The sequence below is a fragment of the Pseudomonas sp. SP16.1 genome, assembly GCF_052682975.1.
The window spans coordinates 251,446-277,410 of record NZ_JBQYFZ010000001.1 but is presented as its reverse complement, the minus strand read 5'-3'; the positions used below and the strand labels follow the sequence as shown (position 1 = coordinate 277,410).

Here is a 25,965-nt window from a genome sequence, read left to right as displayed (position 1 = left end):
ATCTGTCATCACGAGGAACGATAACAATGAAAAACTCCGTCACCCGCCTGCTCCCCAGCGCCCTGGCCCTGGCCGTGATCGCCACCCTGCCGGCCGGCGTCCAGGCCGCCGGCTTCGTCGAGGACGCCAAGGTCACCCTCGGCCTGCGCAACTACTACTTCAACCGCAACTACCTCAACGGCACCGACCCCATGGTCAACGGTGAACGCCAGGGCCAGGCCGAAGGCTGGACCCAGAGCTTCATCCTCGACGCCCGCTCCGGTTTCACCGAAGGCACCGTCGGCTTCGGCCTCGACGTGCTCGGCCTGTATAGCCTCAAGCTGGACGGCAACCGCGGCGCCGCCAACACCCAGCTGATGCCGATCCACGACGACGGCCAGGCCGCAGACGACTTCGGCCGAGCCGCGGTGGCCGCCAAGGCCAAGCTGTCGAAGACCGAGCTGAAGGTCGGCGAATGGGTCGCCGTGCTGCCGGTCCTGCGTGCCGACGACGGCCGTTCGCTGCCGCAGACCTTCCAAGGCGCCCAGCTGACCTCCAACGAGATCGACGGCCTGACCCTGTACGGCGGCCAGTTCTGGAAGAACAGCCAGCGCCACGACGCCAGCCGCGAAGAGATGACCTTCGGCGGCGTCGAGGGCGACGACTTCAACTTCGCCGGCGGCGAATACCGCTTCAACGGCAACAACAGCATGCTCGGCGTCTGGCACGCGCGCCTGGAAGACGTCTACCAGCAGAGCTACGTGCAGCTGACCCACAGCCAGCCGGTGGGCGACTGGGTGCTGGGCGCCAACCTGGGTTACGTCGACGGCAAGGACGAAGGCGCGGCCAAGGCCGGCGACCTGGACAACAAGGTCTACCAGGGCGCGTTCACCGCCAAGACCGGCAACAACAGCTTCATGCTCGCCTACCAGCACCTGGACGGCGACAGCAAGTTCATGCGCATCGACGGCGCCAGCGGCGGCACCCTGGTCAACGACGGCTTCACCAACAGCTACGACGCCCCCAACGAGCGCTCCTGGCAGCTACGCCACGACTACAACTTCGCCGGCCTCGGCATCCCCGGCCTGACCCTGATGAACCGCTACGTCAGTGGCTCCAACATCCACACCGGCGGTCGCACCGATGCCGAGGAATGGGGTCGCGAGTCCGAGCTGGCCTACACCATCCAGGAAGGCAGCCTGAAGAACCTCAGCGTGCGCTGGCGCAACTCCGACGTGCGTCGCGACGTCGGCCAGGACATCCACGAGAACCGCCTGATCATCAACTACCCGCTGTCGATTCTGTAACCGCTGTATCCGCTTCACGATTGACTCCAATGTGTTACGGCACCCTCGGCCCGTCCCCGCGACGGGCTTTTTTTTCGGCTATTTCCCCGTTACGTGTTGATGCTCCGCCCCAGCTTTTGCAGGAACGGTCGGGCGGCGTACCGCTTCAGCCGCGAAATTCGCGGATAGATCCGCGCCTACAGGAGCGCAACAACTAACGGCGACATAGCCTTTTTCAGCGAGGACAACCACCATGCGCCGGCTGATCGAAAGCTGCGCCGACTTGCGGGTCGGTCACAAACTCCTGCTGGGCTTCTCCCTGGTATTGCTGCTGACCCTGGCCGTGGCCCTGGGCGGCTGGCGCACCGCCAGCGGCATCGACCAACACGCCGAGCACCTGCAGCAACTGGCAGCGCTGCAACGCGAAATTCTCCAGCTGCGCCTGGTGGAAAAAGACCACCTGCTCGGCCAGCCGGCACCCTTGGCCGAACAACACGCGCGCCTGGTCGAAGCGCTCAACGCGCTGCCGAGCGACGCCACGCAACTGACCGAGCTGCAGGCGAGCAGCAGCGCCTACCTGCAGGGTTTCGCCGCCCTGCGCCAGAGCGAGGACGAGTCACGCGCGGCGCAGACCGGCATGGCCATCCGCGCCGACGAAGCGCGCAGCCAGTTCGAGCTGATCGCCCTGGACCAGTACAACCTGATCCGCGACCAGCTGTTCGATGCCGCGCTCAGTTCCGACGACTCGGTAGGCCGCGCCGAACGGGCCAGCGTCCTGCTGCAGCAACTGGCGCAGCTGCGCCTGGCCGAGAGCGCCTTCGTCGCCTCCGCCGGCGAGGTCCAGGCGCGGCTGTGGCAGCAGCAGCTGGATGCCATGCAGGCCGGCGCCCAGCAACTGCGCCCGCAGCTGGCGGCGCTGCAACAGGCCGCGCTGGACGAGGCGCTCAAGGCCCTGGACAGCTACCGCGAATCCTTCGCCCACTACCGCCACAGCCTGGCCGCTGAACAGCGCAGTCTCGCCCGGCTGGCCGAGCTGGCGCAGCAGATGCTGGAGCATGGCGAGCACCTGCAGCAGGCCCAGCGCCAGCGCATCGCCGCCGACAACCAGCAGGCCCTGCTGGGCCTGGCGCTGCTTACCGGCGCCGCCCTGCTGCTCGGCCTCGGCGCCGCCTGGCTGATTCGCCGGCTGATCGTGCGGCCGCTGCAGGACTGCCTGCAGCTGGCCCAACGGGTGGCCGCCGGCGACCTGTCGGGTGCCGCCCCGGGCGCCCGCCGCGACGAGGTCGGCCAGCTGCTGCAGGCCCTGCACGGTATGCGCGGCAACCTGCGCGAACTGATCGGGCAGATCGGCGGCAGCGCCGAGCAGATCGCCGCGGCGGCCGAACAACTCTCGGCGGTCAGCGAGCAGACCCGCGCCGGGGTGCATGAGCAGAGCCTGGAAACCGCGCAGACCGCCAGCGCCATGCAGCAGATGGCCGCCAGCGTGCAGGCGGTGGCCGGCGACGCCGCGCAGGCCTCGCAGGCGGCGCAACAGGCCGAGGCGCAGACCCGCGCCGGCGACCGCCTGGTGCAGCAGCTGGTGGAACAGATCGAGCGCCTGGCCGCCGAGGTGGCGCGCAGCGGCCAGAGCGTCGGTCAGGTGCAGGACGAGAGCCAGCGTATCGGCAGCGTGCTGGACGTGATCAAGGCAGTGGCCGAGCAGACCAACCTGCTGGCCCTCAACGCCGCCATCGAGGCCGCCCGCGCCGGCGAACAGGGCCGCGGCTTCGCCGTGGTCGCCGACGAAGTGCGCGCTTTGGCGCGGCGCACCCACGAGTCGACCCAGGAGATCGAAAGCCTGATCGAACGCCTGCAGAGCCGCGTGCTGCAGGCCGTCGAGCAGATGCACGGCAGCCAGCAGCTGAGCCAGGGCGCGGTCGCCGGCATCCAGAGCGCCGGCCAGGCGCTGGCGCAGATCGGCCAGGCGGTGTCCCTGATCGAGCAGATGAACCAGCAGATCGCCAGCGCCGCCGAACAGCAGAGCGCGGTGGCGCTGCAGATCAACCGCAGCGTCGACAACGTGCGTGGCATCAGCCAGCAAAGCGCCGCGGCCACCGAACAGACCGCGCAATCCAGCGCCGAACTGGCGCGCCTGGGCGGTGAACTGCAGAGCCGTATCGGCCGCTTTCGCAGCTGAGCCCGTAGCCCGGATGCAATCCGGGGAAACCCTTGTACCGCCCCCCGGATTTCATCCAGGCTACATTCCAACGCCAGCCAGCGCAGTTCCGCCCCCACACAATCAGTCCCCTCTCCCCCGAGGGAGAGGGGGCCAATACCGCGCGCCCATCGCCCTGCAGCCCCTTCTAAGGCACCCCAGACTGTCCGCTAAACGCACAGTTTCGGCCGCACAATCGGGCAGCCGATCCATCTGCCCTTGGCGCCCACTCAGGGCCGGCATAGAATCCGGAACCAAGTTCCAATAAATTCATTTCACCAGGAGACACCCGCCATGGCCCACGCCGAACTCGACTGCGACCTGCTGATCGTCGGCTCCGGCGCCGCCGGCCTGGCCGCGGCGGTGACCGCCGCCTGGCATGGGCAAAAGGTCATCCTGGTGGAGAAGGATGCGGTGTTCGGCGGCGCCACGGCCTGGTCCGGCGGCTGGATGTGGGTGCCGCGCAATCCGCTGGCGCGCCGCGCCGGTATAGTCGAGGAAATCGAGCAGCCGCGCCGCTACCTGCGCCACTGCCTCGGCGAGCATTTCAATGCCGAGCTGGTGGACGCCTTTCTCCAAGCCTGCCCGCAGATGGTCGGCTTCTTCGAGCAGCACAGCCGCCTGCAGTTCGCCGACGGCAACGCCATCCCCGACATGCGCGGCGAGGCGCCGGGCGCCGCCACCGGCGGCCATCAGGTGATCGCCGCGCCCTATGACGCCCGCGAGGTCGGTGCCCTGCTGCCGCGCCTACGCAAGACCATGCCCGAGACCTCCTTCCTCGGCATGCCGATCATGGCCGGCGCCGATCTGGCCGCCTTTCTCAGCATGACCCGCTCGGCCAGGGCCGCGCTGCACGTGGCCAAGCGCTTCAGCGCCCACCTCTGGCACCTGGCCCGGCATGGCCGCGCCATGCATCTGGTCAACGGCGTGGCGCTGGTGGCGCGACTGGCCAAGTCGGCCGAGGACCTCGGCGTGCAGCTGCTCGAGTCGGCGCCGGCCACCGGCCTGCTGCAGGGCAACGGCCGGGTCTGCGGCGCCGTGGTGCAACGCGACGGGGCCGAGCAATTGATTCGCGCGCGCCGCGGCGTGCTGCTGGCCGCCGGCGGTTTCGCCCACGATATCGAGCACCGCCGCCAGCTGTTCCCGCGCACGCCCACCGGCCACGAGCACCTGGCCCTGCCGCCGCGCGCCTGCAACGGCGACGGCCTGCGCCTGGGCGAGGCGGCGGGCGCCGCGCTCAACACCGCGCTCAAGTCGCCGGTGGCCTGGGCGCCGGTGTCGCGGGTGCCCTACGCCGGCGGCCGCATCGGCCATTTCCCGCATATCATCGACCGCGGCAAGCCAGGAGTGATCGCCGTGCTGCGCAGCGGCCGGCGCTTCGTCAACGAGGCCGAGGGCTACTACGACTATGTCGCCGCCATGCTCGAGGCGGTCCCGCAGGGCGAGGAGGTCTGTTCCTGGCTGATCTGCGACCACCGTTTCATCCGCCGCTACGGCCTGGGCATCGCCCGCCCGGCGCCGGTGCCGCTGTGGTCGGTGCTGCGCAGCGGCTATCTCAAGCGCGGCAACACCATAGAAGCACTGGCCCGCGCCTGCGGCATCGACCCGCAGGGCCTGGCGCAGACCCTGGCCGAGTACAACCGCCATGCCCAGCGTGGCGAAGACCCGGCCTTCGGTCGCGGCAGTACGCCCTTCAACCGCCGCAGCGGCGACGCCAGCCACGAGGGGCCGAACCCCTGCGTGGCGCCCATCGAACGCGGGCCCTTCTATGCGGTGAAGGTCGAGCCGGGCAGCTTTGCCACCTTCGCCGGCCTGAAGACCAACGGCCAGGCCCAGGTGCTGGACGCGCAGGGCCAGCCCATCCCCGGGCTGTACGCCGCCGGCAGCGACATGGCCAGCGTGATGGGCGGCCACTACCCGTCCGGCGGCATCAACCTCGGCCCCGCCATGACCTTCGGCTATATCGCCGCGCGGCATGCGGCGGGTGTCGAAGAGTACGAAACGACGCTGGACTGAGTGCCACGGGGGCCAGAGGTAGGTTGGCTTGCAGGGCGCAGCGGAGCACGCAATAAAAAACCGCCGCGCGGCGCGTGGACCGGCGGCGGTCGAGGGGAAACGCGGGTCAGTCCTGCAGGGATTCGACGCCCAGCTCGTCCCAGACTTCCTCGGCCAGGTGGAAGGTGGCGTTGGCCGCCGGGATGCCGCAGTAGATCGCGCTGTGCATCAGCACTTCCTTGATCTCGTCGCGGGTCACGCCGTTGTTCTTCGCCGCGCGCAGATGCAGGCGCAACTCGCCCTCGCGGTTCATGCCGATCAGCATGGCGATGGTGATCAGGCTGCGGGTGTGCCGCGGCAGGCCGGGGCGGGTCCAGATATCGCCCCAGGCGTGGCGGGTGATCATCTCCTGGAACTCTTGGTTGAACGGCGTGAGCTTGTCCAGGCTGCGGTCGACATGGGCGTCGCCCAGCACCGCGCGGCGCACCTGCATGCCAGCTTCGTAGCGTTGTTTTTCGTCCATTTCAAACTCCGAAAGAGATGGTGCGCGCGGTGCACCCCACAGATACGGGCCGTAGGGTGCGCCGTGCGCACCATAACGGTCTCAAGCCTTGAGGAAATCCAGCAGCGCCTGGGTAAAGGCCACGCCGGCCTCGACGTTGGACAGGTGCGCGGCGTGGAACTCCACCAGCTTCGCCCCCGCGATCCGCTGCTGCATCAAGCGGCCGTGCTCGACGGTGGTCACCGGATCGAGGCTGCCGCAGAGGATCAGGGTCGGCGCACGGATCGCACCGAGCTGCTCGCGAAAATCGGCATCGCGCACCGCTGCACAGTTGGCGGCGTAACCTTCGGGCGAAGTCTGCGCCAACATGCCGACTATGGGCTCGACCTGCTGCGGCTGCGCGGCGGCGAAACCGGCGGTGAACCAGCGTGAGATCGAGGCGTCGCGCAGATCGCGCATGGCCTGCGCGCCGCCGGCCAGCACGGTGTCGATACGCGGGTTCCACACCTCCGGCGCGCCGATCTTGGCGGCGGTGTTGCACAGCACCAGGCGTGCGATGCGCTCGGGCGCGTTGAGCGCCAGCCACTGGCCGATCAGCCCGCCCATGGACAGCCCGCAGAAATGCGCCTTGGCGATATCCAGGGCGTCGAGCAGGGCCAGCACGTCGCGGCCCAGTTGCTCGATGCTGTAGGGCCCCTCAGTCACCAGCGACTGGCCATGGCCGCGGGTGTCGCAGCGCAGCACCCGGAAATGACGGGTCAACGCCGGCAGCTGCACGTCCCACATATGCAGGTCGGTACCCAGGGAGTTGGACAGCACCAGCACCGGCGCACCGGCCGGGCCTTCGAGCAGGTAGTTGAGGTCGCCATCGGCGAGACGTACGGCAGGCATGGATAACTCCTAACGCGAAAATTGCTGGTGTTCGGCGACGGCCCGCTGCACCCAGCGGCGGGCCTGTCCCAGGTAATGGGCCGGATCGAGCAGGCGCTCGAGTTCGGCGGCGGACAGCTCGGCGCCGACCTCGGCATTGGCACCGAGCACCGCGCGCAGGTGCACGCCCTGCTGCACCGCCTGGCGGCAGCACTGCTCGACCAGATGGTGGGCGGCGTCGCGGCCGATGCGCTGGGCCAGGGCGATGCTCACCGCCTCGGCCAGCACCAGGCCCTGGGTCAGTTCGAGGTTGGTGCGCATGCGCGCGGCGTCCACCTCCAGCCCCGGCACCGCCAGCAGCGCCTGCTGCAGCGCACCGGAGACCAGGCAGCACAGCTCCGGCAGGGTTTCCCACTCGGCGTGCCACAGGCCCAGGCTGCGCTCGTGCTCCTGCGGCATGGCGGCGAACATGGTCGCCACCAGGCCCGGCGCGCGAGTAGCGGCGCCGATCAGCACGGCGGCGCCGACCGGGTTGCGCTTGTGCGGCATGGTGGACGAGCCGCCCTTGCCCGGCGCCGACGGCTCGAAGACTTCGCCGGCCTCGGTCTGCATCAGCAGGCTGAGGTCGCGGCCGAGCTTGCCCAGGCTGCCGGCGATCAGCCCGAGCAGGCTGGCGAACTCCACCAGGCGGTCGCGCTGGGTGTGCCAGGGTTGCTCGGGCAGGCGCAGTTGCAGCTCGGCGGCCAGCGCCTCGGCCACCGGCCAGGCCTGCTCGCCGAGCGCCGCCAGGCTGCCGGAGGCGCCGCCGAACTGCAGGCACAGCAGGCGCGGCTTGAGTTCGTTCAGGCGTTGACGATGGCGGGTAATGGCGCCCAGCACGCCGGCCAGCTTCATGCCCAGGGTCACCGGGGTGGCCTGCTGCAGCCAGGTGCGCCCGGCCAGCGGCGTGTCGGCATGCCGTTCGGCCTGCGCGGCCAGGGCATCGGCCAGGGTGGCGAGGTCGCCTTCGATCAGCTCGATGGCGGCGCGCAGCTGCAATACCAGGCCGCTGTCCATGGCGTCCTGGCTGGTGGCGCCGAGGTGCACGTAGCGCTCGGCCTCTGGGCTTGTCGCCGCAATGCGTTTGCCCAGGGCCTTGACCAGCGGGATGGCGGAATTGCCGGCGCTGGCGATGGCCTGGGCCAGGGCGGCGAAATCGTAGAGTTCGGCCCGGCAGGCGGCGGCGATGGGCGCCACCGCCTCAGGCGGGATCAGCCCCACGCGCGCCTCGGCCCGCGCCAGCGCGGCCTCGAAATCGAGCATGCCCTGCACCCGGCCGGCATCGCAGAAGATCGCGCGCATGGCCGGCGCGGTGAAATAGGCATCGAAGAGTTGGTTGCTCACGAGCAGAGCGCTCCCAGGAAAATGTACGGCTAGTGTGGCATCAACCTGCCGTAGTACGCACAGCGCCCCCTACAGCGTACGCCACGCCTTTGGGTGTCGCGGGGCCGCCTAGGCCTTGCGCACCGGCACATGGTACGTAGAGCGTAGGGTGGGCTTTAGCCCACCATGGCTACGTCGGTGGGCTAAAGCCCACCCTACAGATGTCATTCACACCCGCTCGATCGCCAGCGCCAGGCCCTGGCCGACGCCCACGCACATGGTCGCCAGGCCCAGCTTGCCGCCGGATTTCTCCAGCTGGTGCAGCGCGGTCTGCACCAGGCGCGCGCCGCTGGCGCCCAGCGGGTGGCCGAGGGCGATGGCGCCGCCGTTGGGGTTGACCTTGGCGCTATCGTCGGCCAGGCCCAGCTCGCGCATCACCGCCAGGCCCTGGGCGGCGAAGGCTTCGTTGAGCTCGATCACGTCGAACTGGTCGATGCCCAGGTTCAGCCGCTCCAGCAGCTTGCGCACCGCCGGCACCGGGCCGATGCCCATGACGCTCGGGGCGACGCCAGCGCTGGCCATGCCGAGCACCTTGGCACGCGGGGTCAGGCCATGTTTCTTCACCGCTTCGGCAGACGCCAGGATCAACGCCACAGCACCGTCGTTGACGCCCGAGGCGTTGCCGGCGGTGACGGTCTTGCCCTCGCCGTTGACCGGCTTGAGCTTGGTCAGCGCTTCGAGGGTGGTGTCGGCGCGCGGGTGCTCGTCGGTGTCGACCACCGTCTCGCCCTTCTTGCCCTTGATCACCACCGGGACGATTTCCTCGGCGAAGAAGCCTTCGGCCTGGGCACGCGCGGCGCGTTGCTGGCTGCGCAGGGCGAACAGGTCCTGGTCGGCGCGCGACACCTGGTAGTCGTCGGCGACGTTGTCGGCGGTCTGCGGCATGGCGTCGACGCCGTACTGCGCCTTCATCAGCGGGTTGACGAAGCGCCAGCCGATGGTGGTGTCCTCGATCTTCTGCTCACGACCGAAGGCCGTGGCCGCCTTGCCCATCACATAGGGTGCGCGCGACATGGATTCCACGCCGCCGGCGATGGCCAGTTCCATCTCGCCAGAGGCGATGGCGCGAAAGGCGCTGCCCACCGCATCCAGGCCCGAGGCGCAGAGGCGGTTGAGGGTCACGCCCGGCACGCTCTCGGGGATGCCGGCCAGCAGCAGGGCCATGCGCGCGACGTTGCGGTTGTCCTCGCCGGCCTGGTTGGCGCAGCCCATGAATACTTCGTCGATGGCGGCCAGATCCAGCTGCGGGTTGCGCTCGATCAGCGCCTTCAGCGGAATGGCCGCCAGATCGTCGGCACGCACCGGCGCCAGGCCGCCGCCGAAGCGGCCGATGGGCGTGCGGATGGCGTCGCAGATAAAGACGTCGCGGCTCATTCCTCACCCCCGGCCTGGCCGTGGGCGGCCGCGGTGCGCGCTTCCAGGGCGCGCAGCGCGCTCAGTTCGACCTCGTTCGGCGCCTCGGTCACGGCCAGATTGTCGGCAAAGCGGATGGCCCAGCCGGTGTTCTCGATCACCTGCTCGCGGGTCACGCCCGGGTGCAGCGAGGTCACCACAAACTCATGAGTCCCCTGCTCCGGCTCCATGATGCACAGGTCGGTGATGATGCCGACCGGGCCCTTGCCGGGCAGGCCGAGCTGCTGACGGTGGTCGCCGCCCTCACCGAAACCGACCGAGGTGATAAAGGCCAGCTTGTCGACGAAGGTGCGGTGCGACTGCTTGAGGATGATCAGCACTTCCTTGGCGCTGCCGGCGATCTCCGGCGCGCCGCCGGCGCCGGGCAGGCGCACCTTGGGATTGTGGTAGTCGCCGATCACCGTGGTGTTGATATTGCCGAACTTGTCGACCTGGGCCGCGCCGAGGAAACCGACGTCGATGCGCCCGCCCTGCAGCCAGTAGCGGAAGATCTCGCCGGTGGGCACCACGGTGTCGGCGGTTTCGGCCAGCTCGCCGTCACCGATGGACAGCGGCAGCACGCTGGGCTTGGCGCCAATCGGGCCGGATTCGTAGATCAGCACGACGTCCGGCGAGGAGGTCAGGCGCGCCAGGTTGGCGGCCTTGGACGGCAGGCCGATGCCGACGAAGCACACGGCGCCGTTCTTCAGACGGCGGGCGGCGGCCACGGTCATCATTTCATTAGTGGTATAGGCGCTCATCACTTGGCCTCCGCAATCTTGGCTTGGAACTCGGCGAAATCGGCGGTGCCGCGGATATAGGTATCGATCCAGGCGGTAAAGGATTCGCGGTCGCGGGCAATCGGGTCCCAGGCCTGGTAGAAGCGGTTGTCGCGCTCGTAGTAGCCGTGGGCGTAGGACGGGTGGGCGCCGCCGGGCACGTGGCAGACGGCGGTCAGCGCCCAGCTCGGCAGCACGCAGGCATTTATCGGCGCGCCCAAATCTTCAACTATCTCCTCGACCGTGACGATGCAGCGCTTGGCCGCCAGGGCCGCTTCCTTCTGCACGCCGAGGATGCCCCACAGCAGCACGTTGCCCTTGCGGTCGGCCTTCTGCGCGTGGATCACGGTGACGTCCGGGCGCACCGCCGGGGTGGCGGCCAGCTTCTCGCCGGTGAAGGGGCAGTCGATGAACTTGATGTTCGGGTTGACCTTCGGCAGGTCGGAGCCGGCATAGGCGCGCAGCAGGGCGAACGGCAGGCCCGAGGCGCCGGCAACATAGGAATTGGCCAGGTCGGCGTGGCTGTGCTCGTCGATTTCCAGGGCGTTCGGCCACTTCTTCTCGACCGCGTCGCGCAGGCGGTGCAGCGAGCCGACGCCGGGGTTGCCGCCCCAGGAGAAGGTCAGCTTGCGCGCGCAACCGGCGCCGATCAGCAGGTCGTAGACCAGGTCCGGGGTCATGCGCACCAGGTGCAGGTCTTTCTTGCCCTGGCGGATGATCTCGTGGGAGGCGGCAGTGGGAATCAGGTGGGTGAAGCCTTCGAGGGCGACGCAGTCGCCGTCGTTGACGTGGCGCGAAATGGCTTCGCCCAGGGTGATGATGTCGGCCATCGTGGTGTTCTCGCTCGGGTTGCAGGTGCCACCGGGCAGGGGTGGCGGTGAGTTCAGATTAGGGCGGGCGATGCGGCGGAACAATCCGATAATCGCCTTACCGTGCGATTATCGAACCATTCCTGATCAGGGGTCGCTCTCCAGCTGCGCGCGCATGCCCAGGGCCAGCGCCTGCTGCGCGGCCAGGCGCTCGACGATGCGCTGCACTATGGCCAGCCGGGCGCTGGCGCCCTCGCGCATCTCGGCCATGGCCTGCAGGGCGTCGGCCGACTGCCCCAGGCCCGCGCGGCTGTCCTCCTCGACCTGGCGCAGGCCGCTGCGCGCGCCTTCGGCAGCCTGCTGCAAGCTGCCGACTATCTGGCGGATCTGTTCGCTGGCGGCGTTGGCGCGCTGCGCCAGGTGGCGTACCTCGTCGGCCACCACGGCGAAACCACGGCCCTGCTCGCCGGCGCGCGCCGCCTCGATGGCGGCATTGAGCGCCAGCAGGTTGGTCTGCTTGGCGATGTCCTGGATGCTGCCGACTATGCTGCCGATGCGTTCGGTCTGCTCGCCGAGGTCGTCGAACACCCGGGTCACCGGCGCCATATGTCCGGCCAGGCGCTCGATGGTCGCGGTGGCGGCGCGGATGCTCTCGGCACTGCCCTGCACCTTGTCGCCGGCGCCGCGCGCCAGCTGGTCGGCGTACTGCATGTCGTCGCGGCTGGCGGCGATGGCCTGTTCCAGTTCGGCCAGGCGCGCCAGCAGCGGCGCCAGATCGAGCCGTGGTTCCTGCGCCACCGCAGGCAACGGCGGCGGCATAAAGAGCTCCGGCACCACGGCAGGTGGCGCCGGGCGTGGCCAGGCGGCACCCAGGCCGGCCAGCAGCGCCAGGGCCGCCAGCCCCTGGGCCAGTGGTTCGCCGGCCAGCGCCAGCAGCACGGCGGCGCAAGCGGCGGCGAGCAGAGCGAGTAGCGTTGCGATCATAAGGGGGCTCCGGCAGGTGCCAGGCGCCCGGGCGGGCGCCTGGCCGGGGGTTTACAGCAGGTTCCAGCTGTAGCTGAAGATCAGCCGGTTCTCGTCGATATCGCTGCGGTAGTTGGAGCGCGCGGTGACGTTGCGCACGCGCACGCCGAGGCCCTTGAGCGCACCGCTCTGCAGGGTGTAGCCGATATCCAGGTCGCGCTCGAAGTCCTTGCCCTCGTAACGCGGGCCGCCTCGGTTGGTGGCCTGGGCATCGACGTTGTCGCCGCGGATGTAGCGCACCCCGGCCACCAGGCCCGGTACGCCCATGGCGGCGAAGTCGTAGTCGTAGCGCAGCTGCCAGGAGCGCTCGTCGGCGGAGGCGAACTCGAATGTGGGCACCTCGTTGCCCAGCGGGCTGACGTTGGCGAACACCCGCGGGAAGGCCTGGTCGCCAAACATCGCCTGATAGCCGACATACAAGGTATGGCCGCCGTGCTTGGCCGACAGCAGGGCGAACAGCGCCTGGTTGTCGATAGCACCGAGCAGACTCTTGCCGTCGTCGGACGAGTCGTAGAAGCCGAGGTTGGCGCCGAGGGTCCAGGCGCCGACCGGCTCGCTGTGCTTGAGACCGACAAAGCGCTGGTCGTAGATGTCCTCGAACTGGCCGTACCAGGCGCCCACCGAGGTGCGCCCGGCGTTGAAGGCGTAGTCGCCGCCGGCGTAGTTGAAGGCGTCGCTGGTGGCCGCGCGCTGCGGCAGGTGGCCGAGCATGGCCAGCATCTGGTCGTCGCCGGCCTCGTTGCGCAGGCTGGTGGAATTGAGGTGACCGGCCTGCAGGATCAGCCCGGCCAGTTCGTTGGAAACCAGGTTGATGCCCTGGTAGCTGGGCGGCAACAGGCGGATGTCCGAATGGGTCAGCACCGGCAGGTTGGGCTGCAGTTCGCCGACCTTCAGCTCGGTCTTGGATACACGCAGCTTCGCCGCCAGGCCCAGGCGGCTGTAATCGTCGGCGGCCTTGCCGCTCTCGCGGGTCGGCAACAGGCCGGTATTGACCCGATCCGGGCTGCTGTCGAGCTTGATGCCGAGCAGGCCGATGGCATCCACGCCGAAGCCGACCGGCCCCGGGGTGTAGCCGGACTTGAGGTTGAAGATAAAGCCCTGCGCCCACTCCTCGGCCTTGGACTGCCGGTTCGGCCCGACTATGTCGGAGAAGTCGCGGCTGAAGTAGTAGTTGCGGGCCGTCAGGCTGGCGCTGGTGTCTTCGATAAACCCGCCCTCGCCGGCCTGGCTCAGGCTCGGCAGGCAGGCGGCAATGGCGGTGGACAGCAGGCAAAGGCGTGGGCTGTGTTTCATCGGTAGCGTGCTCTTGTTGTTATCGAGGTTGCAGAAACCCGCCCGGCAGCCCAGGGGCTGCCGGTTCGGGGGAATGGATTGGGGGTTATTCCCTGGCCGGCTCGCCGGCGGGACTGGCAATGGCGGCCGGCTTGCGCAGGCGCAGCAACAGGTGCGCGGCGAGGCCGAACAGCAGGCCCCAGAAGGCCGCCGACAGGCCGAGGAAACTCACCCCGGAGGCCGTCACCAGGAAGGTGAACAGTCCGGCATCGCGCTGCGCTGACTCGCTCAGGCTGCGCGCCAGCGCCTCGCTGAACGCGCCGTACAGCGCCAGCCCGGCCAGGGCAGCGATCAGCGCCGCGGGAAAGGCGGCGAACAGCGACACCAGGGTGGCGCCGCCGATACCCAGCAGCAGGTAGGCCAGGCTGCCGGCCACGGCGGCGATATAACGGCGGTTAGGGTCTTTATGGGCATCGCGGCCGGTGCACAGGCTGGCGGTGACCGCCGCCAGGTTCAGACCGTGGCAGCCGAACGGCGCCAGCAGCGCGCCGCCGATGGCGCTGGCGCCGATCAGCGGGCTGGCCGGAGTTGGGTAACCGGCATTGCGCAGCACCGCCATGCCCGGCATGAATTGCCCGGTCAGCGCCACCAGCACCAGCGGCAGCGCCAGGTTGAGGGTGGCGGCCAGGCTGAATTCGGGGGCGATCCACTGCGGCGTGGCCAGCTCCAGCACCAGCGCCTCGCTGCGCAGCTGGCCGCCGAGCAGGGTCAGGGCCGCGCCCACGAGCAGTACGCCGGCCACCGCATAACGCGGCGCCGCGCGGCGCAGCAGCAGGTAGGTGACGAACATGCTGGCGATCAGCAGCGGCTGCTCGGGCAGAGCCTTGAACACCTCGATGCCGAAGGCGAACAGGATGCCGGCCTGCAAGCCGGCGGCAATCGAGCCGGGCAGCCGGGCGATCAGGCGGTCGAAGCTGCCACTGAGGGCGATCAGCAGCAGGATCAGGTTGGCCACCAGGTAGGCGCCGATGGCCTGGTTCAGGCCCAGTTCGGGCAAGGCGCCGACCAGCAGCGCGCTGCCGGGGATCGACCAGGCGATCACCACCGGCGTGCGGTAGCGCAGGCTGAGCAGCAGGCCCAGCGCGCCGCTGCCGATGGAAATCGCCCAGACCCAGGACGACAGCAGCGCCTGGCTCAAGCCGGCGCTTTCCGCGGCATGGAAAATCAGCACCAGCGGCCCGGCATAGGAAATGGTGGTGGCCAGCAGCCCGGCCAGCAGGGCGGTCAGGCTGAAATCGTTAAGCAGGGCTTTCATGGTCCCTCGCAAGGTCAGGCTGGCGTTTCTTGGGAAACGCTCTTGTTCTGGGCAAAGCTGCGGGGCGCGTTGTACGCACCCCGCAGTTTTGGCATACGCCTTGTGGCTTATGCGCCCTGCAACGCCCGCGGCCGCGCGCTGCGCTGCTCGGCCTTGGCGCTCGGCGCGCGCTGCAGCTGGAAGTCGAAGGTCAGGGTGGCGAAACGCTTGCCGTCGACGCCACGGTCACGGGCGGCGGCTTCGTCCTCGACGAACTGGATATCGCCGACCAGGCCGTCGCGGGTGGCGTAGGCGAAGTCGTCCCAAAGGTACTTCTCACCGGCCAGGTTGATCTGGGTGGTCAGGTGGCGATGACCCGGGGCAGAGACGAAGAAGTGGATATGCGCCGGGCGCTGGCCGTGGCGGCCCAGCAGGTTCAGGCACTCCTGGGTCGGGCCGTCCGGGGCGCAGCCGTAGCCGCAGGGCACGATGCTGCGGGCGCGGTAGCGGCCTTCGGCGTCGGTGACGATGCGTCGGCGCAGGTTGTAGGCGCTCTGGCTCTTGTCGAAGTAGGAGTAGTTGCCCTTGGTGTTGGCGTGCCAGAGGTCGACCACCGCACCGGCCACAGGCTGGCCCTGGGTATCGGTGACCACGCCTTCGAGGAACATCACGGTGGCCTGGTCCAGCTCGCTGCCATCGTCCATCCGCGCCTCGCCTTCGACCAGCGGGGCGCCGGCCACATAGAGCGGGCCTTCGATGGTGCGCGGGGTGCCGCCGGTCAGGCCGGCCTGGGCGTCCTTGGCATCCTGCAGCACGTCGAGGAAGTGCTCCAGGCCCAGGCCCGGCACCAGCAGGCCGACTTCGTTGCGACCGCCCAGGCGGTTGAGGTAATCGACGGTCTTCCAGAATTCGTCGTCGGTGATTTCCAGGTCTTCGATCAGCTTGGCCGCGTCGTTGATCAGGCGCAGCATGATCTGCTTGACCCGCGGGCTGCCCTGGTCGTTGTTGAGGCCGGCGGCCTCCTTGAACAGGTCTTGTATGGCGGCGGTGTGGGCGACTTTAACGGTCATGATGGTGTACCTCGTTGTTGTTCTGAATGGGATCAGCGGTCATCGGCATGGATCGACGAGGGATGGCGGCACAGGCCGTCGATCTCGATCTCCATGTAGGGAAACAGCGGCAGTTGCAGCAGGGTGTCGTGCAGCGCCTCGACGCTGGGCACATCGAACAGGCTGTAGTTGGCGTAGTGCCCGGCGATGCGCCACAGGTGGCGCCAGGTGCCCTCGCGCTGCAGGCGCTGGGCCAGTTCCTTCTCCTCGGCCTTGAGCTGCGCGGCGCGGGCCGGGTCCATGTCGGCCGGCAGCCGTACGGTCATCTTCACGTGGAACAGCATGGGGATTTCCTCCGCTTCACTGGCGGGCGAAGAACGCCAGGCGCTCTTCGTCCAGGGTCAGGCCCAGGCCGGGGCTGCGCGGCACCTGCAGGGCGAAATCGCGATACAGCGGCGCCTCAGTGACGATTTCCTCGGTCAGCAGCAGCGGGCCGAACAGCTCGGTGCCCCAGGTCAGCTGCTTGAGGGTGACGAAGGCGTGGGCCGAGGCCAGGGTGCCGATGGCGCCTTCGAGCATGGTGCCGCCGTACAGGGCGATACCGGCCGCCTCGGCGATGGCCGCGGTGCGCAGCACGGCGCGCGGGCCGCCGTTCTTGGCGATCTTCAGGGCGAACACGCTGGCTGCGCCGTCGGCGGCCAGACTGAAGGCGTCCTCGACGCTCTCGATGGATTCGTCGGCCATGATCGGCGCCGGGCTGCGCTGGTTGAGGCGCACCTGGCCGGCGCGATTGATCCGTGCGATGGGCTGCTCGATCAGGTCAATGCCGTTGTCGCCCAGCACCCGGCAGGCGCGGATGGCCTGGGACTCGTCCCAGCCCTGGTTGACGTCGACCCGCACGCTGGCGCAGTCGCCGAGGGCCTGCTTGATGGCGATGACGTGGTTGAGGTCGCGCTGCAGTTCGCCGGCGCCGATCTTCAGCTTGAAGATGCGGTGGCGGCGAATGGCGAGCATCTGCTGCGCCTCGTCGATATCGCGGGCGGTGTCGCCCGAGGCCAAGGTCCAGGCCACCTCCAGGCTGTCGCGCACGCGGCCGCCGAGCAACTCGCTGACCGGCAGGCCCAGACGCTTGCCCTGGGCGTCGAGCAGCGCGCTTTCGATGCCCGACTTGGCGAAGGTGTTGCCCTTGGCCAGCTTGTCCAGGCGCTGCATGCAGGCGTTGATGTTGGCCGCGTCCTGACCGATCAGCGCCAGCGCCAGGTGGCTGTCGATGTTCTGCTTGATGCTCTCCGGGCTCTCGTTGCCGTAGGCCAGGCCACCGATGGTGGTGGCTTCGCCGATGCCTTCGACACCGTCGCTGCAGCGCAGGCGGATGATCACCAGCGTCTGGTTCTGCATGGTGTGCATGGCCAGCTTGTGCGGGCGGATGGTCGGCAGGTCGACGATGGTCGCCGTCAGGCTTTCGATCAGGACGTGGCTCATTTCACTTTTCCAGGTTCAGGGTGTGGGCTCAGGCCTTGGCCGCCGCCAGCGCCGCGGACGCCGCCTGGCGCCGCTGGCCGCTGAGGGTGAACACCGCCATGGCCAGGGCCGCTACGGCGCCGGGGATGGCGAAGGCGATGAAGTTCAGTTGCAGCGGCAGGTTGATCGCCATCAGCGCGCCACCGAGCAGCGGCCCGACTATGGCGCCATTGCGGCCGATGCCCGAGGCCCAGCCGAGGCCGGTAGAGCGGATCGACAGGCCGTAGAACTGCGCGGCGCCGGCGTACAGCAGGATCTGCGTGCCGATGGTGGTGGCGCCGGCGATGAAGATCAGCCCGTAGAGCACCGGCGTCGGGCTGTTGAAGCCGAGCAGGCTGATCGAGGTGGCGGCGGCGACGAAGAAGGCCACCATCACCTTGCCCAGGTTGAAGCGGTCGCCCAGCCAGCCGCCGAGGATGGCCCCGGCCATGCCGCCGAAGTTCAGCGCCAGCAGGAACGACAGGCTGGAGCCCAGGCTGTAGCCGGCGCTGGCCATCAGCTTGGGCAGCCAGGAGCTCAGCGCGTAGACCATCAGCAGGCAGCAGAAGAACGCCAGCCACAGGCACAGGGTGCGCAGCGCACGGCCGTCGCGGAACAGCTCGAAGACGCCGACGCCCTGGCCCTTGCCATCGCTCATCTGCAACTGGTCGGCGGCATCGATCCGCAGGCCCGGCTCGACCTTGGCCAGCACGGCGCGGGCCTGTTCATCGCGGCCCTGGCGCACCAGGAAACCCACCGACTCCGGCAGCTTCCACAGGATCAGCGGCAACAGCAGCAGCGGCACGGCGGCGGCGAAGAACATCGACTCCCAACCGAAACGCGGCAGCATATAGATACCCACCCCCGCTGCCAGCATGCCGCCCAGCGAGTAGCCGCTGAACATCACCGCCACCAGGGTGCTGCGCAGGCGCTTGGGCGCGTATTCGTTCATCAGCGCCACGGCGTTGGGCATCAGCCCGCCGCAGCCGAGGCCGGCGATAAAGCGGAAGATGCCGAACTCGGTGGGGCTCGTGGCGAAACCGTTGAGGATGGTGGCCGTGGAGAACAGCACGAAGCAGATGGCGATGCCCTTCTTGCGCCCGATCTTGTCGGCCAGGGTGCCGAAGGTCAGGGCGCCGAACATCATGCCGAACAGCGCATAGCTGCCCAGGGCACCGGCCTCCAGCGGGGTCAGGTTCCACTCTTGCATGATCGACGGCAGCACCACGCCGAAGATGAATAGGTCGTAGCCGTCGAAGATCAGCAGCAGCGCGCAGAGCGCCATGACCATCCAGTGGAAGCGGGAAAAGCGCGCATTGTCGATAACGGGGTGAACGTCTATCTGTCGCATGGCATCGGTTCTCGGTTTTGTTTTTGTTGTGAACAGCTTTGGTTGGTGCGGTGTAGGAGCAGGACTCGTACTCAGCCCAGATCCCCGCCGCCCACCGGCAAGGTCACGCCGGTGATATAGGAGGCCTCGTCGGAGGCGAGAAACAGGATGGCGCCGACCTGCTCGTCGATGGTCCCGTAGCGCTTCATCAGGCTGCTCTCGACGGTCTGCGTGACTATCTGCTGGTACCAGCCCTTCTCCTGCTCGCTCTGTTCGGCGGCGTTGCGCGGGATGCGCCGCGGCGGCGCCTCGGTGCCGCCGGGGGCGGTGGCGTTGACGCGAATGCCGCGCTCGGCGGTCTCGAACGCCAGGCAGGCGGTGAGTGCATTGACGCCGCCCTTGGCCGCGCCGTAGGGCACCCGGTTGACCCCGCGGGTGGCGATGGAGGAGACGTTGACGATGGCGCCGCTGCCCTGCGCCAGCATCTGCGCCAAGGCGGCATGGCAGCACCACAGCGTGGGGAACAGCGAGCGGCGCACCTCGGCCTCGATCTGCGCCGTTTCGTAGTGCTCGAAGGGCTTGGCCCAGATTGTGCCGCCGACGTTGTTGATCAGAATGTCGAGGCGGCCGAAGCGCTCCACCGCCGCCTGCATCACGCTCTGGCAATCGCCGGCCTGCTCCAGGTCGGCAGTCAGGCACAGCACGCCCTCATGCTCGGCCAGCTCGAACACCAGCTCGGAGCGGTCCACCGCCACCACTTGCGCGCCCTCCTCCAGCAGCCGCTCGGCGACGCGGCGGCCGATGCCCTGGGCGGCGCCGGTGACCACGGCGACTTTGTGTTGGAAACGCTTGTTCATCTTGCCCACCTCAATCCGGGGTATCCGCTATCTACCCCCTCTCCCGCTTGCGGGAGAGGGCTGGGGAGAGGGTGGCGTTTGCCCCTCCCTCTCCCCCGGCCCCTCTCCCATGGGGAGAGGGGTGCTTCACGCCGACGCGGCAAACTTCTCGTAGTAGAAGTTGGCCGGTGCTATGCCCTGCTCGCGGATATAGGCGCTGACCGCCTCGACCATCGGCGGCGGGCCGCACAGGTAGATGTCCACCTCGCCATCGTTGAGGTGCCTGGGCTCGATGTGCTGGGTGACGTAGCCCTTGTGCGGGTAGCTGCTCTCCGGGCTGGCCACGCAGGCGCTGAAGCTGAAGCCGGGGATGCGCGCGGCGAAGGCTTCCAGCTTGTCCAGCTCGACCAGGTCATGGTCGTGGGTCACGCCGTAGATCAGGTGCAGCGGGTGCGCGCTGCCCTCGGCGGCGATCTTCTCCAGCATCGCGGTGAACGGCGCCAGGCCGGTGCCGCCGGCCAGCAGTAGCAGCGGGCGCTTGATCTCGCGCAGGTAGAAGCTGCCCAGCGGGCCGGCCAGGCTGATGCTGTCGCCGGCCTTGGCCAGGTTGGTCAGGAAGCTGCTCATCAGCCCGCCCGGCACGTTGCGGATCAGAAAGCTGACTTCCCCATCCTTGGGCAATGAGCTGAACGAGTAGGCACGGGTCTGCTCGCTGCCCGGCACCTTGAGGTTGACGTACTGCCCCGGCAGGAATGCCAGCTGGCTCAGCGCCTCGCCCTTGACCGACAGGGCGATGGTGCTGTCGGAGAGCTTGCGCACCGCGCTGATGGCCGCCTCGAAGCTGGCCTGCTGGGTCTTGCACACTTGCGAGGAGGCCGGTACGCGGATCACGCAGTCGCTCTCGGCGCGCATCTGGCAGGTCAGCACATAGCCCTGCTCGGCTTCGGCCTCGCTCAGGGCGTCCTCGATATAGTCCTCGCCGAGGTCGTACTGGCCGGCTTCGGCGAAGCACTTGCAAGCGCCGCAGGCGCCGTCGCGGCAGTCCAGCGGAATATTGATGCCCTGGCGATAGGCGGCGTCGGCCACCGTCTCACCCAGGTTGGCGTCGATGAAACGGGTGACCCCGTCTTCGAAATTCAGTGCGATCTTGTGGCTCATGGCGCACCTCGCTATGCGGTTGGCGGCGTGCAGAAGCCCGCGACGGGAGCCCATGGCCCCGCCGGCAGCGCTGCAGCGGATTCAGATGTGGTAGACGTCGATGATCTGGCGCACGTAATCGTTCTTCAGCACCACCTTCTTGGCCTTGATCAGCGGGTTTTCGCCGCGGGTATCGAGGCTGTAGAAGCTGGTGCCGTAGAAGTGGTCGACGGTCTTGTAGCGAAAGCTCAGGGTGTGCCAGTTGAAGCGCACCTTGGTCAGCCCATCGCCCTGCTCGACGATCTCGATATTGTTGATGTTGTGCGAGGTGCGGGTATCCGGAATGGTGGCGCTGGAGCGCTCGGTGCGGATGCGGAACACCCGGTCTTCCAGGCCGCTGCGGTTGCCGTACCAGATCAGCGAGATCTCGGTCTGCGGGTTCTCCACCAGCTGGTCGTTATCGTCCCAGGCCGGCATCCAGAACTCGGCGTCCGGCGCATACAGCTCCAGCCACTGGTCCCACTGCTTGTCGTCCAGGTAGCGCGCTTCGCGGTAGAGGAAGTCGCGCACGGCGTCATAGGAAAGGCTCATTTACGCACCCTCCACGTGGATCAGTTGTTCCTGCTGTTCTTTCAGCGCCTCGATCATCTGCTGCTGCCAGTAGTGGTGCTGCAGCACGAACAGGCCTTCGTCCTCGGTGCGCGCACCGCTCATCAGCGGCTGCAGGTCGATCTCGCGGGCTGACTCGTCGGCGCCGTCGATCCAGTGCTGGGCGCCGCGGGACATGTCGTTCCAGACCATGGCGCGGCCGGCAAAACCCTGCTGGCAGGCGCGGAACTCTTCCAGGTCGTCGGGGGTGGCCATGCCGGAGACGTTGAAGAAGTCCTCGTACTGGCGGATGCGCCGGGCACGCGCCTCGGCGCTCTCGCCCTTGGGCGCGATGCAGTAGATGGTCACCTCGGTCTTGTCCACCGACAGCGGGCGGGCGATGCGCAGCTGCGAGCCGAACTGGTCCATCAGGTACAGGTTGGGGTAGAGGCAGAGGTTGCGCGAGTGGCCGATCATCCAGTCGGCGCGGGCCTCGCCGAACTCGGCGGCGAGGCGCTCGCGGTCGGCGAACAGCGGACGGTCCTCGGGGTTGTCCCAGCGGGTCCAGAGCAGCAGGTGGCCGTTCTCGAAGGAGTAGAAACCGCCGCCCTTCTTGCCCCAGCCGCCGGCGCTCATGGCGCGGATATCGTCGCCGGCCTCTTTCAGCTTGCGCTGCTGCTGGGTGGCGGCGTAGTTCCAGTGCACGGCGGTGACGTGGTAGCCGTCGGCACCGTTTTCCGCCTGCAGTTTCCAGTTGCCCTCATACACATAGGTGCTGGAGCCGCGCAGCACTTCCAGGCCCTCGCTGGACTGGTCGCAGATCATGTCGATGATCTTCTTCGACTCGCCGAGGAATTCTTCCAGCGGCGCCACGTCCTCGCGCAGGCTGCCGAACAGGAAGCCGCGATAGGACTCGAAGCGCGCGACCTTCTTCAGGTCGTGGGAGCCGTCGCAGTTGAAGCTGTCCGGGTAGCCGGCTTCCTTGGGGTCCTTGACCTTGAGCAGCTTGCCGCTGTTGTTGAAGGTCCAGCCGTGGAAGGGGCAGGTGTAGCTGGCCTTGTTGCCGCTCTTGAAGCGGCAGAGCATGGCGCCGCGGTGGCTGCAGGCGTTGATGAAGGCGTTAAGCTCACCCTCCTTGTTGCGCGCGATGAAGATCGGCTGGCGCCCCATATGGGTGGTGTAGTAGTCGTTGACGTTGGGGATCTGGCTCTCGTGGGCCAGGTACAGCCAGTTGCCTTCGAAGATGTGCTGCATCTCCAGGTCGAACAACCGGGGATCGGTGAACATCTCGCGCTTGCAGCGGAAAATGCCCTTGTCCTTGTCTTCTTCAAGCAGGCTATTGAGGTAGTCGAGTCCCAGGTTCATGGCCATGGCTCCGTTGTTATTGTTTCAACGATTGCAAGGCTATGCCGCCTGATTGTCCGACAATATCCAGTTAATGCAGGACCTTTATCCGTTTTCTGCAGGGGCCGACCAAGGCCATGGAAGCCGGAGTCGTCGTGGCCTGCACGCGGCAGTCGGGATAATGGCCAAGCGCAGATCGTCGGCTTGGACCTGTCGGCAATCCCACCCAGGCCCTTTACTATCGACAGCTCGGCGAGTCGGCCCAGGCGGCCTGCCCCCCGGCCCCAGCGCCTGCGGCATCCCCGGGGCGGTTCAGCTTTTGACGCAAGAGAGGAGTGTCGTGTTGTTCGATCTTACCGCTGTGGTGAATGTCATGGGCTTGTGTGCGGTGGCCGTCTTCGCCATCTCCGGCGCACTGAGCGCGGCACGCCTGAAGATGGATATCCTGGGGTTCATGTTGATTGGCACGGCCACGGGTATCGGGGGCGGCACGCTGCGTGACGTGCTGATGGGAAATCTGCCGGTTTTCTGGATCAGAGAACCCATCTGGATCGTGATCTGCCTGGTTTCCTCGGCGGCCACCTACTACGTGGCGCCCAGGCTGACGTCGCTGACCGGCACCCTGCTGTGGATGGATGCAATTGGCATTGCCTTGTTCGCCGCACTGGGCACCGAAGTCGCCCTGATGGCGAACGCTGCGCCGCTGATCGCCATCTGCATGGGCGTCGTGACCGCGACCTTCGGCGGCATTGCGCGCGATGTGCTGTGCGGCAGCAACCTGACGCTGATGAATGAAGAGCTGTATATCACCACCACCCTGGCCGGTGCTGTCGCCTACTATGCGCTCAGCACCCTGGACTTCTCCTATAGCTACGATCTGCTGGGTGGTTTTCTGGTCGCGTTCACCCTGCGTGCCCTGGCGATCAAGTTCAACATCAAGCTGCCGAACCGCTATCGGGCGAGCTGAGCTCGGTCATGGACGCCGTGGCAGCCAGCGGCTGCGGCCTTGGCGCGGCCAGGCGCAGGCGGAACGTCAGGACTCGCGGCGGCGCAGGGTATCGGAGGGCAATTCGCCGAAGGCGCTCTTGTAGCTCTCGGAGAAGCGCCCGAGGTGGAGGAAGCCATAGTCCAGCGCCACCTCGGTGATATTGCGCACCTTGGCCGACGGATCGCTGAGGCAGGCGTGCACCCGCTCCAGCTTGCGCTGGCGGATGTAGTGCTTGGGCGTGGTGCCCAGGTGCCTGTCGAACAGCGCATAGAGCGAGCGCGGGCTGATATGGGCGAGCTGGGCCAGCTGCTCGAGGCTGATGTCCTGTTTGAGGTTGTCGTCGATAAATTGCACCAGGCGCTCGAACGAGGGGTTGCTCTCGGCCAGCTCCGCGCGCCTGACGTTGTTGCCGAGCAGGCCGAGCAGCTTGCTGGCGATGATCCGCGTGTAGTGCTCCTGCACCGAGGGCAGCGACTGCTCGCTCTCGGCCTCGTCGCAGACCAGGCCGAGCAGGTTGGTGAAGCCTTCGAGCTGCTGCAGCTGGTGGCGCGAGGCGAAGCGCACGCCGTCGGCCGGGCGCTGCCAGTGGTTGTCGCTGCAGGCGCGCTCGATCAGTTGGCTCGGCAGCTTGACGATGAACTTCTCGCAGTCGTCGGAATAGGTCAGGTCGACTGGATCATCGGGGTTGATCAGCAGCAGTTCGCCGGGGGTGAAGTAGTGCTCCTGGCCACGGCCGCGCCACAGGCAGTGGCCCTGCAGCAGCACCTGCAGGTGGTAGATGGTCTCCAGCGCCGGCGAGGTGACGCGCACGCTGCCGCCGTAGCTGATGCGGCACAGGTCGAGGCTGGCGAAGCTGCGGTGGCTGAGGCTGGCGGCCGGGCGGCCGCTGTTGGGCAGGCGAATGCAATGCGAGCCGACGTGCTGGTTGACGTAGTCGGATACCGCATAGGGGTCGGCATTGGCGAACAGCCGACTCTTCTCGTTGAGCAGACGACAGTCCATAACTCACGGCACTCTTATCGTTGTTATCAGATGGCGAGTGCTGACGGGCCAAGGCTGCCCTCCTCGCTCGAACCATAGATACAGGCAAATGGCCCGCCGCTGATCATAAACCGATCAACGGTTGACCACGGCAGTGTATTGGCTCGACGAGCTTAGGCAATCGGACCTTGGGCGAATATCACGGCGGCCGATAACCGCCCGCTTTCGTGAAGTGACGCAGTAGGGCGGCGACACTCGCAGCCATTGTAGGAGCTCCGCCCCGGGGCGAAGTCTTGTGGTTCGGCGTTGCCCAACCAATCGCTTTCGCCGCGGGGCGCGGCTCCTACGAACAAGCGTCGAGGCGGCTACTCAGGCCGGCCGAAACAGCTGGCTGCTCAGATCGCGGCTGGCGCTGAGCATCAGCGGCAGGTAACGCTTCTCCAGCTCGCTGACCGGCACGCGACCGGCGTGGGTGCTGACGTTCATCGCCGCCAGCACGTGGCCGGCGGAGTCGTACACCGGCACTGCCAGCGAACGCAGGCCCTGCTCCAGTTCCTGGTCGACGATGCACCAGCCTTGGTGACGCACGCGCTGCAGGCATTCCCACAACGCCTCGGGGGTGTGCAGGGTGCGGCTGGTCTTGGGCTGCAGCTCGGCGTGGGCCAGATAATCCTGCAGCTGGTCGTCGTCCAATGCGGCGAGCAGGATGCGACCCATGGAGGTGCAGTAGGCCGGCAGGCGACTGCCGACGCTGAGATCCACCGAGATCAGCCGCTGCGGAATCGCGGAGCGGGCGATATAGAGCACCTGCTCGCCTTCCAGGGTGGCCAGGTTGCAGGCCTCGTGCAGTTGCTCGCTCAGGCGGTCGAGATAGGGCTGGGCGGACACCGCCAGCGGCGTCGACGACAGGTAGGCGTGGCCCAGGGTCAGCACCTTGGGCAGCAGCGAATAGGTGCGCCCGTCGGTGGTGACGTAGCCCAGCTTCATCAGCGTGTAGAGACAGCGGCGCACCGCGGCGCGGGGAATCTCGGTGCGGTGGCTGATCTGCGCGATGGTCAGGTGGCGCTTGCGCTCCTGGAAGGCGTTGACCACCGCCAGGCCACGGGCCAGGGAGGTCATGAAGTTGGGATCGCCGGCGAATTCCTCGATGCGCTTGGCCGGCGACACGTAGGGCGGCGGCGCCAGGCTGGACAGGGGCGGACGGGTATCGCTCATGGAACCTCCGAGGCGGACAGTGCCTGGCGATTATCGAACCATTGTGCGGTAATCGCAAATGTCGTGCGTCATGCGAACCGTAGGTGTCGCGGGGCCGCCCAGGTCGCGCGCACCGCCTGTATCTCCGCCGCAGGGCGGCTGCCACCTGCCATCGACGGGCTGGCGGGTTGCCCCCGCCCT

Annotated in this window: 23 protein-coding genes and 1 pseudogene; 5 read left to right on the top strand and 19 right to left on the bottom strand. The window is 67.8% G+C overall.

What is annotated here, in order from left to right:
• Window positions 1-26 precede the first annotated feature (26 nt).
• From ACUTAF_RS01375 to ACUTAF_RS01360, 4 genes and pseudogenes are all read left to right on the top strand, one after another.
• Entirely contained in the window at window positions 27-1,286 is a 1,260-nt protein-coding gene (locus ACUTAF_RS01375; RefSeq protein ID WP_445578286.1) for an OprD family porin, read from the top strand.
• 232 nt (window positions 1,287-1,518) lie between these two features.
• Window positions 1,519-2,586: pseudogene (locus tag ACUTAF_RS01370) on the top strand (HAMP domain-containing protein); the annotation flags it as partial.
• A complete protein-coding gene (locus ACUTAF_RS01365; RefSeq protein WP_445582379.1) occupies window positions 2,578-3,441 on the top strand; it encodes a methyl-accepting chemotaxis protein in 864 nt (287 codons plus the stop codon). The pseudogene ACUTAF_RS01370 and the gene ACUTAF_RS01365, both read left to right, overlap by 9 nt.
• 312 nt (window positions 3,442-3,753) lie before the next feature.
• The gene (locus ACUTAF_RS01360) at window positions 3,754-5,475 is read left to right on the top strand and encodes an FAD-dependent oxidoreductase (protein WP_445578285.1); all 1,722 of its coding nucleotides are present in this window, start codon (window positions 3,754-3,756) and stop codon (window positions 5,473-5,475) included.
• 106 nt (window positions 5,476-5,581) lie between these two features.
• Here ACUTAF_RS01360 and pcaC read toward each other — a convergent pair whose 3' ends face one another.
• The 17 genes from pcaC to benA all read right to left on the bottom strand — a co-directional run bounded on the left by pcaC (window position 5,582) and on the right by benA (window position 22,622).
• A complete protein-coding gene (gene pcaC, locus ACUTAF_RS01355; protein WP_445578284.1) occupies window positions 5,582-5,977 on the bottom strand; it encodes a 4-carboxymuconolactone decarboxylase in 396 nt (131 codons plus the stop codon).
• An 81-nt stretch (window positions 5,978-6,058) separates the two neighbouring features.
• The gene (gene pcaD, locus ACUTAF_RS01350) at window positions 6,059-6,847 is read right to left on the bottom strand and encodes a 3-oxoadipate enol-lactonase (RefSeq protein ID WP_445578283.1); all 789 of its coding nucleotides are present in this window, start codon (window positions 6,845-6,847) and stop codon (window positions 6,059-6,061) included.
• Between the two features lie 9 nt (window positions 6,848-6,856).
• A complete protein-coding gene (locus ACUTAF_RS01345; RefSeq protein ID WP_445578282.1) occupies window positions 6,857-8,209 on the bottom strand; it encodes a 3-carboxy-cis,cis-muconate cycloisomerase in 1,353 nt (450 codons plus the stop codon).
• Window positions 8,210-8,416: 207 nt separating this feature from the next.
• The gene (gene pcaF, locus ACUTAF_RS01340) at window positions 8,417-9,622 is read right to left on the bottom strand and encodes a 3-oxoadipyl-CoA thiolase (RefSeq protein ID WP_445578281.1); all 1,206 of its coding nucleotides are present in this window, start codon (window positions 9,620-9,622) and stop codon (window positions 8,417-8,419) included.
• Window positions 9,619-10,401: a CoA-transferase subunit beta gene (locus ACUTAF_RS01335; protein ID WP_445578280.1), complete on the bottom strand. Its 783-nt coding sequence runs from the start codon at window positions 10,399-10,401 to the stop codon at window positions 9,619-9,621. The genes pcaF and ACUTAF_RS01335 overlap by 4 nt, the downstream gene beginning before the upstream one ends.
• Window positions 10,401-11,249 carry a CoA transferase subunit A gene (locus tag ACUTAF_RS01330; protein WP_445578279.1) on the bottom strand — a complete coding sequence of 283 codons (849 nt, stop codon included), beginning with the start codon at window positions 11,247-11,249 and terminating at the stop codon, window positions 10,401-10,403. Before ACUTAF_RS01330 ends, ACUTAF_RS01335 begins: the two co-directional genes overlap by 1 nt.
• A 126-nt stretch (window positions 11,250-11,375) precedes the next feature.
• Window positions 11,376-11,939: a methyl-accepting chemotaxis protein gene (locus ACUTAF_RS01325; RefSeq protein ID WP_445582378.1), complete on the bottom strand. Its 564-nt coding sequence runs from the start codon at window positions 11,937-11,939 to the stop codon at window positions 11,376-11,378.
• A gap of 324 nt (window positions 11,940-12,263) precedes the next feature.
• Window positions 12,264-13,544 carry an OprD family porin gene (locus tag ACUTAF_RS01320; protein WP_445578278.1) on the bottom strand — a complete coding sequence of 427 codons (1,281 nt, stop codon included), beginning with the start codon at window positions 13,542-13,544 and terminating at the stop codon, window positions 12,264-12,266.
• A gap of 85 nt (window positions 13,545-13,629) precedes the next feature.
• The gene (locus ACUTAF_RS01315) at window positions 13,630-14,838 is read right to left on the bottom strand and encodes a benzoate/H(+) symporter BenE family transporter (RefSeq protein WP_445578277.1); all 1,209 of its coding nucleotides are present in this window, start codon (window positions 14,836-14,838) and stop codon (window positions 13,630-13,632) included.
• Between the two features lie 107 nt (window positions 14,839-14,945).
• Entirely contained in the window at window positions 14,946-15,887 is a 942-nt protein-coding gene (gene catA, locus ACUTAF_RS01310; protein ID WP_445578276.1) for a catechol 1,2-dioxygenase, read from the bottom strand.
• A gap of 32 nt (window positions 15,888-15,919) precedes the next feature.
• Complete coding sequence (gene catC / locus ACUTAF_RS01305) at window positions 15,920-16,210, bottom strand: muconolactone Delta-isomerase (RefSeq protein WP_445578275.1); 291 nt, start codon at window positions 16,208-16,210, stop codon at window positions 15,920-15,922.
• A 16-nt stretch (window positions 16,211-16,226) separates the two neighbouring features.
• Window positions 16,227-17,348, bottom strand: coding sequence for a muconate cycloisomerase family protein (locus ACUTAF_RS01300; protein ID WP_445578274.1), 1,122 nt, complete (start codon window positions 17,346-17,348; stop codon window positions 16,227-16,229).
• A 28-nt stretch (window positions 17,349-17,376) separates the two neighbouring features.
• Window positions 17,377-18,717 (bottom strand): MFS transporter, encoded by a 1,341-nt coding sequence (locus ACUTAF_RS01295; protein ID WP_445578273.1) that lies wholly within the window; start codon window positions 18,715-18,717, stop codon window positions 17,377-17,379.
• 71 nt (window positions 18,718-18,788) lie between these two features.
• Window positions 18,789-19,553, bottom strand: a complete 765-nt coding sequence (locus ACUTAF_RS01290) for a 1,6-dihydroxycyclohexa-2,4-diene-1-carboxylate dehydrogenase (protein WP_445578272.1) — start codon at window positions 19,551-19,553, stop codon at window positions 18,789-18,791.
• A 126-nt stretch (window positions 19,554-19,679) separates the two neighbouring features.
• Entirely contained in the window at window positions 19,680-20,690 is a 1,011-nt protein-coding gene (benC, locus tag ACUTAF_RS01285) for a benzoate 1,2-dioxygenase electron transfer component BenC (RefSeq protein ID WP_445578271.1), read from the bottom strand.
• A gap of 81 nt (window positions 20,691-20,771) precedes the next feature.
• Window positions 20,772-21,260 (bottom strand): benzoate 1,2-dioxygenase small subunit, encoded by a 489-nt coding sequence (gene benB, locus ACUTAF_RS01280; protein WP_445578270.1) that lies wholly within the window; start codon window positions 21,258-21,260, stop codon window positions 20,772-20,774.
• Window positions 21,261-22,622, bottom strand: a complete 1,362-nt coding sequence (gene benA, locus ACUTAF_RS01275; RefSeq protein WP_445578269.1) for a benzoate 1,2-dioxygenase large subunit — start codon at window positions 22,620-22,622, stop codon at window positions 21,261-21,263.
• A 322-nt stretch (window positions 22,623-22,944) separates the two neighbouring features.
• Between benA and ACUTAF_RS01270 the strand changes: the two genes are divergently transcribed.
• A complete protein-coding gene (locus ACUTAF_RS01270) occupies window positions 22,945-23,568 on the top strand; it encodes a trimeric intracellular cation channel family protein (RefSeq protein WP_445578268.1) in 624 nt (207 codons plus the stop codon).
• Window positions 23,569-23,634: 66 nt separating this feature from the next.
• Here ACUTAF_RS01270 and ACUTAF_RS01265 read toward each other — a convergent pair whose 3' ends face one another.
• Entirely contained in the window at window positions 23,635-24,591 is a 957-nt protein-coding gene (locus tag ACUTAF_RS01265; RefSeq protein WP_445578267.1) for an AraC family transcriptional regulator, read from the bottom strand.
• Between the two features lie 348 nt (window positions 24,592-24,939).
• Window positions 24,940-25,785: an IclR family transcriptional regulator gene (locus ACUTAF_RS01260; protein ID WP_445578266.1), complete on the bottom strand. Its 846-nt coding sequence runs from the start codon at window positions 25,783-25,785 to the stop codon at window positions 24,940-24,942.
• Window positions 25,786-25,965 lie beyond the last annotated feature (180 nt).

Coding starts and splice junctions, on each gene's coding strand:
- benB (WP_445578270.1), bottom strand. CDS start 21,260: ATGAGCCTTTCCTATGACGCCGTGCGCGACTTCCTCTACCGCGAAGCG.
- ACUTAF_RS01260 (WP_445578266.1), bottom strand. CDS start 25,785: ATGAGCGATACCCGTCCGCCCCTGTCCAGCCTGGCGCCGCCGCCCTAC.
- ACUTAF_RS01335 (WP_445578280.1), bottom strand. CDS start 10,401: ATGAGCGCCTATACCACTAATGAAATGATGACCGTGGCCGCCGCCCGC.
- pcaD (WP_445578283.1), bottom strand. CDS start 6,847: ATGCCTGCCGTACGTCTCGCCGATGGCGACCTCAACTACCTGCTCGAA.
- catC (WP_445578275.1), bottom strand. CDS start 16,210: ATGCTGTTCCACGTGAAGATGACCGTACGGCTGCCGGCCGACATGGAC.
- benC (WP_445578271.1), bottom strand. CDS start 20,690: ATGAGCCACAAGATCGCACTGAATTTCGAAGACGGGGTCACCCGTTTC.
- ACUTAF_RS01360 (WP_445578285.1), top strand. CDS start 3,754: ATGGCCCACGCCGAACTCGACTGCGACCTGCTGATCGTCGGCTCCGGC.
- ACUTAF_RS01265 (WP_445578267.1), bottom strand. CDS start 24,591: ATGGACTGTCGTCTGCTCAACGAGAAGAGTCGGCTGTTCGCCAATGCC.
- ACUTAF_RS01290 (WP_445578272.1), bottom strand. CDS start 19,553: ATGAACAAGCGTTTCCAACACAAAGTCGCCGTGGTCACCGGCGCCGCC.
- ACUTAF_RS01315 (WP_445578277.1), bottom strand. CDS start 14,838: ATGAAAGCCCTGCTTAACGATTTCAGCCTGACCGCCCTGCTGGCCGGG.
- ACUTAF_RS01300 (WP_445578274.1), bottom strand. CDS start 17,348: ATGAGCCACGTCCTGATCGAAAGCCTGACGGCGACCATCGTCGACCTG.
- pcaC (WP_445578284.1), bottom strand. CDS start 5,977: ATGGACGAAAAACAACGCTACGAAGCTGGCATGCAGGTGCGCCGCGCG.
- ACUTAF_RS01330 (WP_445578279.1), bottom strand. CDS start 11,249: ATGGCCGACATCATCACCCTGGGCGAAGCCATTTCGCGCCACGTCAAC.
- ACUTAF_RS01375 (WP_445578286.1), top strand. CDS start 27: ATGAAAAACTCCGTCACCCGCCTGCTCCCCAGCGCCCTGGCCCTGGCC.
- ACUTAF_RS01325 (WP_445582378.1), bottom strand. CDS start 11,939: ATGCAGTACGCCGACCAGCTGGCGCGCGGCGCCGGCGACAAGGTGCAG.
- pcaF (WP_445578281.1), bottom strand. CDS start 9,622: ATGAGCCGCGACGTCTTTATCTGCGACGCCATCCGCACGCCCATCGGC.
- catA (WP_445578276.1), bottom strand. CDS start 15,887: ATGACCGTTAAAGTCGCCCACACCGCCGCCATACAAGACCTGTTCAAG.
- ACUTAF_RS01295 (WP_445578273.1), bottom strand. CDS start 18,717: ATGCGACAGATAGACGTTCACCCCGTTATCGACAATGCGCGCTTTTCC.
- ACUTAF_RS01365 (WP_445582379.1), top strand. CDS start 2,578: ATGCGCGGCAACCTGCGCGAACTGATCGGGCAGATCGGCGGCAGCGCC.
- benA (WP_445578269.1), bottom strand. CDS start 22,622: ATGAACCTGGGACTCGACTACCTCAATAGCCTGCTTGAAGAAGACAAG.
- ACUTAF_RS01320 (WP_445578278.1), bottom strand. CDS start 13,544: ATGAAACACAGCCCACGCCTTTGCCTGCTGTCCACCGCCATTGCCGCC.